The following is an 11876-nucleotide window of genomic DNA, read 5'->3' as shown; positions in this document are numbered from 1 at the left end:
GTAAGCAAACATTGAGTACGAAGTCAACAAGGTTTGTCGTGAAGGAGGACGCCGTGAACGATCCGAAGCACCGAACGAGTAAACCGGGCTCCAGCTCACCCATCGACGCCGAATGCCGCGCCCTGAAGATCGCTGTGGACGTCGCCGAGGCCTGGCACAAAGGCAGCGGCCCGGCACGGCCCGAGGTGCCCTTGGGGGTGGTGGCCACCATCGCGGTAGCCGGGATGAACGCGCAGCGTGGCCCGGAACTCGCGCAGGTGCTACGAGAGCAGTCGCCGGAGGAGTTCATCACCATCGCCCGCTACACCTGGGCGGTGACGCTCCACCTGCGACCAGACCTGACAGCCTGGGTTTATCCACTCCTGAGCTGGTTGTTCGAGAACACCGATCAGCAACTGCGTGCCCGGATCAAACGGACAGCGGACGCGGCCTTGGACGCCCGCCAGCTCGACCTGACCGCCACCGACCGCCGCTACGCCGCTGACCTGCTCGGCCCGGTCCTCGGCGCGCTGCGGGCACCGTCCAACGCGAAGGTCAATGCGCAGATGTACACCCCCGGCGACGTCGCCCGCGCCCTGACCGCGCTGACCCTCGACGACATCAAGCCCGGCCGGTCGTTCTGCGACGACACCGTCGGCACCGGGGGTCTCTTCCGGGTGGCCGCCGAGGTGATCCGCAGCCGTGGCCTGGACCCGGCGGACATGGTCTGGGTGGGCGCCGACATCGACGAACTCGCCGTCGCCGCGACCGCGGTCAACAGCGTGATCTGGCGGCTGGGACCCCGGATCGTCCTGTACGTCGGGGACATCCTGACCCAGCCGGACTGGCCCGCCGAAGCCCAGCGGCGACGCGCCCGGTTCCTCGAACAGGCCGACGGGCTGTTCGCCGCGGCGAACGTGCTGGACTTCCTCAAGCGGTTGTGACCTGACACGCCAGGAGCGTCGAAGATCGAGGTTGGCCGCCGCGACCTGCTAGTTTCGCTCGGTGGATCCCGTCGAGCACACGGTCGAGGACGGCCCGCCCGCCGAGGCAGGCACGACCTACCGCTACGTCGACATGGTCGAGATCGGCACCTGGTTCGGCATCGGCCACCGCGCCGTCGCGAACTGGCGCACCCGCTACGCCGGCACCCACCCCTTCCCCGAACCGGACGTCATCATCGGCCGTACGCCCGGCTGGTCACGCGACCGAAAGGGTGAGATCGAGCGCTGGGCGGCCAGCAGGCCGGGCCCCGGGGCGGGCGGAGGACGCCCGCGCAAAGAGCGGTGAAGACGACGGGGAATGTCCCGCGACACCTGTCGCTGCTGCTGGGGCCGGTGTGGAGAACTGCCTGATCTTCCTGTCGACCCAGCGTCGGCGGCGGTCGTCAATGTCGGCGCGGCGCCAACATCATCATGCGGCAAGCACTCCGGCGAACTCACCGTCGCCGTCTACGCCGCCGTTGCTGGTGGCTTGTTCGCGCGTCTACCTGGGGCGCACTACCTGCGCTACCCGCACGACGTGCTCGCGGGCGCAGTTCTCGGTGCCGTGGTCGCGTGCCTGGGCCTGCCGCTGCGGCGCTCGTCAGCCACCTGCGAACCGGTGGGCTGCGGCGCCTGGTCGGGGCCGGTTCGGTAGACCGGCCCACAGTCGAGGTCCGATGACCGCGGTGTCGATACTCGGCACTGACACCGACGAAGGGTCGCGCAAGGTCAACCGTCGAGCAGGATGATGCCGACCTCCACCGGGGGACGGCTGGCGTGGTAGGCGCGGATCTCGTCGGGCCGGCCGGCGGGCCGGGCCACGGCGATGACGACTTGCAGGACGGTAGGCCAGCGGGCGGCCAGGGCCTGGTCGGCGGCGGACAGGACGGGGCCGCCGCCAGGGTGCGAGTGGTAGATCGCGATGATGCGCAGCCCGGTCGCGCGCAGGCGACGCTCGGCGAGGAACTGGGCCCGTGGGTCCGCCAGGAAGGTCCTGGAGCCGGCCACCGGGTCGGTGACATTGGGCAGGGGGATCGCGATCCGGGCGGTGGTGGTTGTGTCGCCGAGCAGGCCGACGGCCTCGGCCGGGATGGCCTCCCGGGCATGCTGGATCAGCTGCTCGTACAGGGCCCTGGTCAATGTCAGCACGGTTACCTTGGCACGAAATCCAGGTGGGCGGGGTCGGGGCGGAAGTGGGCGTCCCGCCAGTGCGAGCTGGGGCGCCTCGGCGTGGCAGAGCATGTGGCCGAGGTCGTCGGCGTCGTAGATGCGCAGGCCGATCTCAGGGGAGAAGGTGCAGACGTAGTCGTGTCCGCTGGCGGCGGCGCCGTCGCCGGCGACGATCATCGCGATCGGTTCGGCATAGCTGAGGTGGCCGCGTCCGCCGTCGGAGTCGGGTTCAAGGGTGGCCGCGTCCAGGCGCATGAGCAGCGGTGGGACGTGCCGGATGGTGTCCAGTTCGACCACTCGCCCCGGGTAGGCGCCGGCGATGTGCCTGGGCAGCAGGCGTGGCCGGAAGCCGCTGAACGAGCAGAACAGACGCCGTCCCGCGGGATCGAGCTGGATGTTGATGGGCAGCCAGGTGTGGCCCAGGGAGGTCCGGCCGGGGTCGTAGGGCCGGGCGAACGTGTTGATCTTCGCCTGCCCGTTGCGCCACTCGTACCGCAGCACCAGACCGTAGTTGAGCGCTTCGACGATCATCCCCGAGTAGTGCTCGGCGACCCTGGCCGGCGGCTCGCCGTAGACGTGGGACCCCGGGTTTCCTCGCCCACGTCAGCTTCCTTGAAGTTGGCGTAGAGCACGAACCCGTTCCGCCCGGAGGCGTCGACGTCGAGATGCGACAGGGCCAGGCCGTCGAGCTCGCGGACGCCGGGCAGCAGCCGGGCCCGCAACTCGGTGCGGCCGTAATCAAGTTCGACGACCCAGACGGTGGATGCCCGCGCTGGTCGCACCGGATGGTCGTCGGTGGCGCGCGGCGTGAGGGTCTCCAGCACCGCGCCGGTGCGCAGTAGCCCGACGTAGCACCGGCCGGCCTCCTCGAAATAGAAGGCCGAGTGGAAGTTGGCCGACTCGGGGGCGTCGTCGCCCGGTGGCGCGACCAGCCGCCACGAACGCTCGCGCCCGGTCTCGACATCGAGCTCGTACGATGACGGCTGACGAACTCGTGTCAGCGACTGGCGGGTTCGTCCTTGACCAGCGAGAACAGCGCTGGTGACCCCCTCACTGTCAGTGAGGGTGGGTCATGGTCCTGACCTGCGACGATAGAGTATCGCCTGGTGAGATGATGCGCTTCGGTGCCGTTGCGGGCAACTGTGTGTTGGTGTGTGCAGTTGAGGCAGGGGGTTTGCCCCAGCTGTGCCCCAGTGAAATCAGTGAGAGGACTGCCGCGCGCATGTCGAACGTCTGGCGCATCCGGGAGGCGACGTGGGCTTGGTTGCACGAGCGCGGTCACCCTCTCGCCTGGCCGTCCGAAGGTGCGGGTCGCTGTGCGGACGCCCGGGCCAGGTAGCGGTCAGTGCGGCCCGGCCCGGCCCGGCCCGGCCCGGCCCGCCCGCTCGATCAGGATCGGCACGAAAGTGTGGAGGTGAGGACCGGAAGGTGTACCGAGGTGAATTACAGAATCGCCGAATGGGATTCGGTTGCCGGAGCGTTTACGCGCGCGGAGGTGGGTACACATTTCAACGGCGGCCGACCGAAGGGCGGGGATCATCGATGAAGCGCGAGACGGCCTGGTGCGGTGCGCGCGACCTCGGCTTGGCCGTGTGCTCGGCGGAGCGCTGATGGGCGCGGTCGGGCTGAACGGGACCGCGGCGCGGGCCGTGGATCGGGTGGCGGCGGCGCGAATCACCAGTACGGGGTGGTCTCGGTGGACACCCGTCGGGGCCGGTGCCATCGCCCTGCACTTGATCGGCCTTGCCGGCATGGTCACGATGCAGCGCCGTCGCGTCGTCCGGCCCGCGACCGTGGTCGAGGCCGCGACCACCGTGGCCGCCATGGCCGCGTCGACCTACAGCTACATCGTCGGCAAGCAGATCCAGCATGCGGCGCTGGACGGCGACGTGACGACCGAGGCCGACCTGGACGCCGAACGCCACCAACGCCTGCTACGCGCCGAGCGCGCTCTGGGGTGGGTGCAGTGGGCGGTGCCCGCACACTCACCACGGCCCTGATCGCCGGCTACGCCCGGGCCGAGCCCGATCGCACGCGGGCCGGGGTCCTGCCGACCACGCGTGTGCGCGTTCGCGGATGAAGCAGTGGATTCCCGCACGGCGGCTGGGCTTGGAGGCGGGCGAAGGCGTCGTCCGTGGTGATCGTGAGTTCGGTGGCGAGCAACTCGAACAGCGGGCTGTTCCTCCGGCGACGGATCCGCAACCCGCAGACACGCCGGGGACGTAGTATCCGGATGTGCAGATACCCGAGGGGGCCGGCACGCCGTCCCCGCCGGCGCACGACCACGTGTGCCGGGGTTACCGTCGGCCGGCGGAGTTCGCCGCCCCGGGCGCAGGAGTTCCTCGCCGAGGGTCTGGCCGCGGGGGAGCGGGTGCTCTACGTCGCCTCCGGCGACCAGGGCTTCCTCGAGGGGCAGTTGCGGGCGGCGGGGCGGTTCGACGCGGGCCTGCGGCGCGGTCCAGGTCGCGTCGGTGGACGCGACCTACACCACCGGCACCGTCGTCGACCCCGCCGGCCAGGTGGAGCTCTACGCCACGGCGACCGCGGAGGCGCTGGCCGCCGGGTTCACCGGGTTCCGGGTCGCGGCCGAAGCGACGTCCCTGGTGCGCACTCCCGCCCAGCTGGACGCTTTTCGCGCGGTACGAGCACCTGGTGGACCGGTTCATGGCCACCCACCCGATGTCGGCGATGTGCGGCTACGACCTGGGCGAGCTCGGCGATGAAGCCGTCGCGCAGCTGGCCTGCATGCATCCCCGAGCCCACCAGGGCGCGACACCGTTTCACCTGCACGGCCACGCGCGGGACGGCAGCACCGCCGCGCTGGAGGGAGACCTTGACATGGAAGCCCGCCGGCTGTGGCCACTGGCCCTCGAGCGCGCCGACCTGCGACCCACAGCGGGAAGGGTCGTGATCGACGCCGCCGAGCTCGGGTTCATCGACCACCGCAGCCTGACCGCGGTGGCCGATTACGCCGAGCGGAACGCCACCGAGGTGGTCCTGCGGACCCGGTTGTCCACTCCGGCGCGCCTCCTGGAACTGCTTGACCTGACCGGTGTCCGCGTGGAGCGCGTGTGATGATGAGCACCGACCTGAAGACCGCCCAGCGGGGCTACGACCACGCCGCCATCCACTACAACTCCGACGCCGGACTGCTGGCCGTCGTCGTGCCGTTCCTCACCGGCGGGCTGACCGCGGGCGAGCCGACCGTGGTGTCCTTGGCGCCGGAGCGGGCCGAGCTGGTGCGCCGGGCCCTGCCACCGGCTGCGGGCGTGGAGTTCCTCTCCACCGACGACGTCTACGCGCGGCCCGCGGCCGCGATCAAGTCCTACCGCGAGCTGATGGCCGATTTTGTCGCCGACGGCGCTTCGGGCATCCGGATCGTCGGCGAGGTGCCGCCCGCGGCGATCGAGACTTCCTGGGACTGGTGGGCCCGCTACGAGTCGGCGGTCAACCACGCCTACGACGAGTTCCCGCTGCGCAGCATGTGCGCCTACGACACCCGCACCACCCCACGGCACGTGCTCGACGACGTCGCCCGCACCCACCCCTTCCTCGCCACGCCCGATGGCGGCCACCACGCCAACACCGGCTACGTCGACCCGCTGTCCTTCCTGGCCGAGCCGCGGCCGATGGTGCCCTACCCGATCCAGCAGACCGCGCCGCTGGCCGAGCTGACCGACCCCCAGCCGAGGGCAGCCCGCCAGGCCGTCACCGACTTCAACAAGACCGATCTGCCCGCCGCCGAGATCGACGATCTCGTCCTTGCGGTGAGTGAGATCGTCGACAACGCGCTGCGCTACGGCCGCTCGCCGGTGCGGATGCGGCTCTGGGCCGACGCCGAGCACATGGTCGTCACCGTCCACGACACCGGCGAGGGGCCCGGTGACCCGTTCGCCGGGCTGCTGCCCGCCGCCCGCGACATCGGCGGTCGCGGGCTGTGGATCACCCACCAGGTGTGCAGCCAGGTCGCCCTGCACCGCGACGACACCGGCTTCACCGTCCGTCTCACCGCGGGACGCCCTGGACATGGCCACCGGGCGCACTGACACGTCTCCCTGTTTATCGCCGCGTTTCCCGGGCACCTACCGGCGAGTAGGAGTCGGGTGAGAGACATCCGGCCGAAGGGAGAACCATGACCAGCGCAGCACGCCCGGCCGGACCCGTGCCCGGACAGCCCGTTCCCGCGAACGCCGCTCCGGCAGGCCCCCAGACGAGGGACCTCGGCCCGGCGGCTTCCGGGCACGCCACGGGGACAGAGACGAAACCGGCTTTCAAGACGACCGAGTTCTTCGTTTTCCTGGCCGGTGTCGTGGCGATCGTGATCACCGCCCTGACGGTCGACGGCGACGCCGCCACCGGCGGTGACCCGTTCAACGCCGAACAGGCGTTGCGCTACATCACGTTCCTCGCCATCGGCTACATGATCAGCCGTGGCTTGGCCAAGGCCGGCGCTCGTCAGCGGGCGGACCGCCGCTGACCGATTCACGAACCGCTCTATCCGGTGAGAGCGGACAACGCCTCCGCTGAACCCGAGAGTGGCAGCCGCACTCCCGGGTTCAGCGGGTGGGCCAGGGCGGGTCGAGCCCGTCCGGCGGGGTACTTCGCGGTCGAATTCCGGGCGAACGCGGCCTGAACCGCGACGACATTGACCCTCGGGGCGGAATCCTTCCGGGGCGTCCAGCGCCACGACGTGCCCGCCGACGATCACCATGGCCGGTTAGTCAAGAAGGTTCGTTGCCGCTGAACGTTCCCCTGCGTGACACCCACGGCGCCTGGCTGGGTGCCGCGCCACGTCGACGTCATCACCGATCTCGACGGCCTTTCATCAGCGACGCCCGGACACAGCCGGTGAAGGCGTCGTTTCCCCGGCGGCCCGAGCACGCGTGACCGCGAGCTGCGCGGCGGCGCCGGCCGCGGTCGCCGCCGGTGTCCTGGTGGTCCAGGAAGCCGGCGGGACGAGCGGTGACGTGCTCGCAGCGGCCGATCCGCGGTGGCGCGCCATGAAGGACATCTTGACCGCGGCTTGGACCGCGCCCGACCGGGTATAGGCCACCAGGACGACCCCGAGGAGGCAGATATGACGGAAGACCAGCACAGCCAGGAGACCGCGGAGCGGCACCCGAGCCCGGAGCAGCAGGAGGGGCAGCAGCAGCCGCACCCGGGTTCGGGCGAGGCCATGGACCCGGCACCGGACCACGGTGAGGAGTCCTACCGCGGCAGTGGACGGCTGGAGGGGCGTCGCGCGGTGATCACCGGGGGTGACTCCGGGATCGGCCGGGCCGTGGCGATCGCGTTCGCCCGCGAGGGCGCGGACCTGGTGCTGTCCTACCTGCAGGAGGAGCAGGACGACGCCGAGCGCACGGCGGAGCTGGTGCGTGCGGCGGGCCGGCGGGTGGTGCTGGTGCCCGGGGACATCCGCGATGAGCGGCACTGCGCGCAGATCATCGAGACGGCGGTGTCCGAGCTCGGCGGCCTCGACGTGCTGGTGAACAACGCCGCGTACCAGATGGCGCAGGAGAAAGGGCTGCTGGCGATTTCCACCGAGCAGTTCGACCGGGTGCTGAAGACCAACCTGTACGCGATGTTCTGGTTGTGCAGGGCGGCCGTGCCGCACATGCCGCGGGGGTCGGCGATCATCAACACCTCGTCGATCCAGGCGTTCCAGCCGTCGCCGGAGCTGCTGGATTACGCCACGACCAAGGCGGGGATCGCGAACTTCACCAAGGGGCTGGCGCAGGACCTGGCGGAGAAGGGGATCCGGGTGAACTCGGTGGCGCCGGGCCCGGTGTGGACGCCGCTGATCCCGGCCACCATGCCCGAGGAGAAGGTGGACTCCTTCGGCGAGCAGACCCCGATGGGCCGCGCCGGACAGCCGGCGGAGCTGGCCCCGGCGTTCGTGTTCTTCGCATCTCAGGAGTCCAGCTACGTCACCGGCGAAGTCCTCGGCGTGACCGGCGGGCAGCCGTTGACCTGACCGGGGTCCTGGCGAAGAAGCACCGCTTCCGCTCGGCGAAGGGTGGGGGAGACCTGCGAGCGGAAGCGGTGGCTTGAAGGGTCGGTACGGGGGGTCGCCTCTCGGCGAGTGGCGCGACCCGGCTCCGGGGTGATCCGGTGGTCCGGGAAGGCGGAAGGGGTGAGGCCCGGGGGACTCCGCCGTACCGACACCCGTTACAACGCCCCGCGCGGCGCGGTGTTCCCCGCTGCCGGTGTCGCGGGCGTGACCTGCGTCGCTCACAGGTCCCGGTGGTGCTCGACGAGCCAGGTGGCGACCTGGTGCAGCTTCATGTTGTTCTGCTGGGAGGCCTCGACGAGGATCCGGAACGCCCGGACCGGGTCGACGTCGTGGTGCTGCATGAGGATGCCTTTGGCCATGCCGATGGTGTCGCGGTGCTCGACCGCGGCGCGCAGGTGGGCTTCCTGCTGGGCGGCGGCGAGGGCGATGGCGGCGTGGGTGGCGAACATGCGGCCGTCCTCGGCGGTCCGGTCGCTGAAGGCGTCCGGGTGGCCGGAGTAGAGGTTGAGGGCGCCGAGCGTGCTGTCGGTGAGGAAGAGCCGGTAGGACAGCATCGACCGCACCCCGGAGCCGGCGGCGGCCGGGGCGAACTGCGGCCAGCGGGGGTCGGTGGCGAGGTCGTCGACGCGGAAGATTTCGTGTTCGGCGATGGCGTCGACGCAGGGTCCTTCGTGGGTGCGGTACTGGATCCGGTCGATTTCGGTCACCAGGTCCGCGGTCGGGGCGACGGTGCGGATCCGGCCGCGGCGTTCGGCGAGGGAGATCCCGGCTTGTTCGGCGCCGTCGATGTGGTCGACTGCGGCCTTCACGATCGCCCGCAGCGTCGTGTCGACGTCCGGTTCGGCCTGCAGTGTGCGCGCGATCCGGCCGAGGACCTCGGCGAGCCCGGTGTCGGCCTCGGTCCCGTGTTCGCTGTGGTTCATCCCCCGCCTCCCGCCCTGTTTTCGACGCTGCCGGATACCCACTTCCGGGTCGATCATCACATTCGGGGAGCCGCGGACCGGCGGCTGTCCGGACGGGACGACGGGCCAGGTGGACGCTCCGGATTTTCTGCATGCCCGGGGTTCACCGGCCCAGGGTTCCATCGGCATTCGGATTTCGAGACCTGGCGGCCGAGGACGGCATGCCCCGCGCCCCGGGCGTGAGCCTGTCGCCGGCGTTGTGCGACAACTGCGTGGCCGACGTGCCGAACTGCCGTTCGAACCTCCCGGCCGGACGCTCGGCGGCCAGGAGCTGCGGGCGATCGCGGCGAAGGTGGCGACGTCTCGTGTGGTGCGGGGCATGATCCGGCACGAGCACCTGCGGCTCGGAGACCGTCCCGTCGGCGCCGCCGTGACGGTTCCTGCTTCGACGACGCCTTCCTCCACCGGGTACGGCCGGAATCGCGCGCGGGGCGGTCGAGTAAAGGGATCCGCGAGCCCGGCCCGGCCGGTTCGAGTCGGCTACCCGCCGCGCCTGGACCGATGCGCCCGGCGGTCCTGCCGGCAGGACGTGCAGATCATGACCTGGCCGAGGAGTGCCCCCTCGCCCGAGACCACTCTGGCGACGTAAAGGGTGTCCCGGCCGCATCGCTCACACGGAATGGGGCTGGTGTCAGGGCTGATCAACACCCGGTTCGGCGCACGACGTCCTGCCGGCGAAGTCGATTCCGACGGCGACGGGGTGTCAGACACCCGGAACCGCGGCCGGCGGTGGCGGGGACAGCGGGACTTCGCGCAGGGCGTCGGCGAGGATCGGGTAGATCCCGACGCGGGTGTCGATGCCGAAGATCCGCAGTGGCCGAAGGACCGGCCGGGTCGCGGAGACGATCCCGATGCGGCGGTGCTCGGCGCGGGCCCGGTCCACGGCACCCTCGAGCGCACGCAACCCGGCCGAGCCGAGGAAGGTCACTCGTGACAAGTCCAGGACGAGGCAGGCCGGCAAATCCTCTGGCAGCGCCTGCTGGAGCAGCCGGACGGAAGCGGTGTCGATTTCTCCGGCGGCGGCGATGATCGCCAGATCGTGGCGCCACGGGACGTGCCGCACGGTCAGGATCGTTTCGGCGTGCTGGCGAGTGGATTTCCGCTTGGTCGCGGTCGGTGCATATGCGGAATTCGAATGTGGTGCAGGCATGGCTGGGTGCTCCCGAAAAATCGGGGCGAAGCGTCGGCGCGGCCACCGAGAAGAGTCGAACGCAACAGGGGGGAGCCCGGCACCTCGCCGTGACATTTGTCGCCGGACGAGGATGGTACGCAGCTAGCAGACTCAACCGCGCTCGACTTCACGGTAGCCGCTTTTTCGTCTTTTGTCGCGGTCGGCAACCGTCCGAAAAGATATTCACATGTGGACGGTCGGCATCCGAGGTGGTTTGCCGACAAGGACACCAAGGAGATCAACCCCGACGCGCAGGTGCCGCCCGGCGCGTCGACGTGCGTGCCCCGAAGTCCTTTTCGCTCTCGATTCCGCCGTCGCAGTCGTGGATGACGTGGCTGACGCGTCGTTTTTTCGCTGCCTGCCGGCCGGCCAGTACGGCGTCCACCCGGTGCGGCGAGGTGTTGGAGGCGCGGACGCCGCCCTCGACCCGGTTCTTCCACTGGCCCTCTTCGAAGTAGGTGTGCACGTCGCCTTCGGCCATGGGAAGCCCCTTCAACCAGCTTGGGTGAGCGCGTGAGCGAGCGGCGTCGTTTCCGTGTCGAATCGGTTGGCGGGCGCCCTTGGCAAGGGGCCGTCGCAAACGTCGTGCTGCCCGAACGCACTGATGGCGGTGATCACGACGCGCGAGCTGGGGTTGAACCCGAGGCCACGCCGAGGGCGGATCACGGGGATCCGGCGTCGGTGGTGGCTGCCTGCCTCACCGCTTCGCGGATACCCAGGACAACCCCATCCAATCGTCGGGTGCGAAGGCGATGCCCTCGCGGGGTTCAGCGGCTCAGAGCCGGCCGCTCACTCCCGCCTGGGCGAGGTCGCGCTCGCCGGCCCAGGCGGTGAGCACCGGTTCGATCGCGGAATACCCGTCGGGGTCGAGGGGCAGGCCGAGGTGGGTGCTGCGGACCTCGGCGTGGGTGGCGCTGGGGTCGAGCGACGATTGCCACGGCACGATCGCATCGCGGCGGGAGAACACCGACAACGCCGGGACGTCGGGGGGCAGCGGTGCCGCGAGGGCGGCCACGTTGTCGTCGCGGCAGCGGCCGGTGAGGCAGTCGGCGGTCAGCAGCCCGGGCAGCCCGGCGGCGGAGAGGCGGGCGAGCAGGCGGGCGGCGCCGAGGACGACGGGGTGGGCGCCCAGGGGGTCCACCACCGGCGAGCCGAGCATGATCAGCCCGCGCGCCAGGTCCGGGCGGCGGGCGGCGGCCAGCCGGGCCAGGCCGCCGCCGCGGCTGTGCCCGAGCAGCACCACGCGGCCTCCGGTGTCGCGGACGTGCTCGGTGAGCTGCTCTTCGAGCCGGTCGACCAGTTCGCCGGTGCAGCCGATGTCGAAGCCGATGTCGGCGTTTCGCGGTGTGAATCCGCGTGCCTGCAGCCATCGGCGGGTCAGGGCGAGGCTGGGCGAGCCGGCGCAGAAGCCGGGGACGAGCAGTATGCCGAGTCCGTGTCCCGGGTTTTCGCGGCCCGCGCGCCATATCGGGTGCCGGAGCAGTCGGGGCAGGTCCCGCAGCGAGGTGTAAGCGTTTTCGCGGGCGAGCAGCCGCGCGGCGCCCGCGGTGGCGGCGAGCACGGACGCGCTGGACGGGTGCATGGCCCTCCTCAGGGTG

Annotated in this window: 15 protein-coding genes; 9 read left to right on the top strand and 6 right to left on the bottom strand. The window is 70.7% G+C overall.

Features of this window, described 5'->3' with window-relative positions; all coding sequences use genetic code 11:
- The first annotated feature begins 53 nt into the window (after positions 1 to 53).
- Positions 54 to 923: an N-6 DNA methylase gene (locus ACLJOU_RS39110; RefSeq protein WP_410574313.1), complete on the top strand. Its 870-nt coding sequence runs from the start codon at positions 54 to 56 to the stop codon at positions 921 to 923.
- A 61-nt stretch (positions 924 to 984) separates the two neighbouring features.
- Positions 985 to 1269 carry a hypothetical protein gene (locus ACLJOU_RS39105; protein ID WP_410574312.1) on the top strand — a complete coding sequence of 95 codons (285 nt, stop codon included), beginning with the start codon at positions 985 to 987 and terminating at the stop codon, positions 1267 to 1269.
- A 422-nt stretch (positions 1270 to 1691) separates the two neighbouring features.
- On the opposite strand, the gene ACLJOU_RS39100 is transcribed toward ACLJOU_RS39105, so the two are convergent.
- Complete coding sequence (locus tag ACLJOU_RS39100) at positions 1692 to 2663, bottom strand: M67 family metallopeptidase (RefSeq protein WP_410574311.1); 972 nt, start codon at positions 2661 to 2663, stop codon at positions 1692 to 1694.
- The gene (locus ACLJOU_RS39095; RefSeq protein WP_410574310.1) at positions 2660 to 2956 is read right to left on the bottom strand and encodes a hypothetical protein; all 297 of its coding nucleotides are present in this window, start codon (positions 2954 to 2956) and stop codon (positions 2660 to 2662) included. Before ACLJOU_RS39095 ends, ACLJOU_RS39100 begins: the two co-directional genes overlap by 4 nt.
- A gap of 927 nt (positions 2957 to 3883) precedes the next feature.
- Here ACLJOU_RS39095 and ACLJOU_RS39090 point away from each other — a divergent pair.
- From ACLJOU_RS39090 to ACLJOU_RS39060, 7 genes are all read left to right on the top strand, one after another.
- Positions 3884 to 4132 carry a hypothetical protein gene (locus ACLJOU_RS39090; protein WP_410574309.1) on the top strand — a complete coding sequence of 83 codons (249 nt, stop codon included), beginning with the start codon at positions 3884 to 3886 and terminating at the stop codon, positions 4130 to 4132.
- Positions 4133 to 4420: 288 nt separating this feature from the next.
- Complete coding sequence (locus ACLJOU_RS39085) at positions 4421 to 4855, top strand: MEDS domain-containing protein (protein ID WP_410574308.1); 435 nt, start codon at positions 4421 to 4423, stop codon at positions 4853 to 4855.
- Positions 4785 to 5207, top strand: coding sequence for a hypothetical protein (locus tag ACLJOU_RS39080; protein ID WP_410574307.1), 423 nt, complete (start codon positions 4785 to 4787; stop codon positions 5205 to 5207). Before ACLJOU_RS39085 ends, ACLJOU_RS39080 begins: the two co-directional genes overlap by 71 nt.
- Entirely contained in the window at positions 5207 to 6178 is a 972-nt protein-coding gene (locus ACLJOU_RS39075) for an anti-sigma factor RsbA family regulatory protein (RefSeq protein ID WP_410574306.1), read from the top strand. The genes ACLJOU_RS39080 and ACLJOU_RS39075 overlap by 1 nt, the downstream gene beginning before the upstream one ends.
- An 86-nt stretch (positions 6179 to 6264) precedes the next feature.
- A complete protein-coding gene (locus ACLJOU_RS39070; RefSeq protein WP_410574305.1) occupies positions 6265 to 6609 on the top strand; it encodes a hypothetical protein in 345 nt (114 codons plus the stop codon).
- A gap of 406 nt (positions 6610 to 7015) precedes the next feature.
- On the top strand, positions 7016 to 7180 hold the full coding sequence (locus ACLJOU_RS39065) for a hypothetical protein (RefSeq protein ID WP_410574304.1): 165 nt from the start codon (positions 7016 to 7018) through the stop codon (positions 7178 to 7180).
- Positions 7181 to 7209: 29 nt separating this feature from the next.
- Positions 7210 to 8106, top strand: coding sequence for an SDR family oxidoreductase (locus tag ACLJOU_RS39060; protein ID WP_410574303.1), 897 nt, complete (start codon positions 7210 to 7212; stop codon positions 8104 to 8106).
- Between the two features lie 257 nt (positions 8107 to 8363).
- Here ACLJOU_RS39060 and ACLJOU_RS39055 read toward each other — a convergent pair whose 3' ends face one another.
- The 4 genes from ACLJOU_RS39055 to ACLJOU_RS39040 all read right to left on the bottom strand — a co-directional run bounded on the left by ACLJOU_RS39055 (position 8364) and on the right by ACLJOU_RS39040 (position 11860).
- The gene (locus ACLJOU_RS39055; protein WP_410574302.1) at positions 8364 to 9068 is read right to left on the bottom strand and encodes a GAF and ANTAR domain-containing protein; all 705 of its coding nucleotides are present in this window, start codon (positions 9066 to 9068) and stop codon (positions 8364 to 8366) included.
- Positions 9069 to 9810: 742 nt separating this feature from the next.
- Positions 9811 to 10170 carry an STAS domain-containing protein gene (locus ACLJOU_RS39050; protein ID WP_410574301.1) on the bottom strand — a complete coding sequence of 120 codons (360 nt, stop codon included), beginning with the start codon at positions 10168 to 10170 and terminating at the stop codon, positions 9811 to 9813.
- Positions 10171 to 10516: 346 nt separating this feature from the next.
- The gene (locus tag ACLJOU_RS39045) at positions 10517 to 10759 is read right to left on the bottom strand and encodes a DUF2188 domain-containing protein (RefSeq protein ID WP_410574300.1); all 243 of its coding nucleotides are present in this window, start codon (positions 10757 to 10759) and stop codon (positions 10517 to 10519) included.
- Positions 10760 to 11053: 294 nt separating this feature from the next.
- The gene (locus ACLJOU_RS39040; protein WP_410574299.1) at positions 11054 to 11860 is read right to left on the bottom strand and encodes an alpha/beta hydrolase; all 807 of its coding nucleotides are present in this window, start codon (positions 11858 to 11860) and stop codon (positions 11054 to 11056) included.
- Positions 11861 to 11876: the final 16 nt, after the last annotated feature.

Source organism: Amycolatopsis sp. cmx-4-61 (assembly GCF_046548775.1).
Lineage (GTDB): Bacteria > Actinomycetota > Actinomycetes > Mycobacteriales > Pseudonocardiaceae > Amycolatopsis.
Note: the sequence above shows the minus strand (reverse complement) of the source record. Positions and strands in the feature narration are given on the sequence as shown.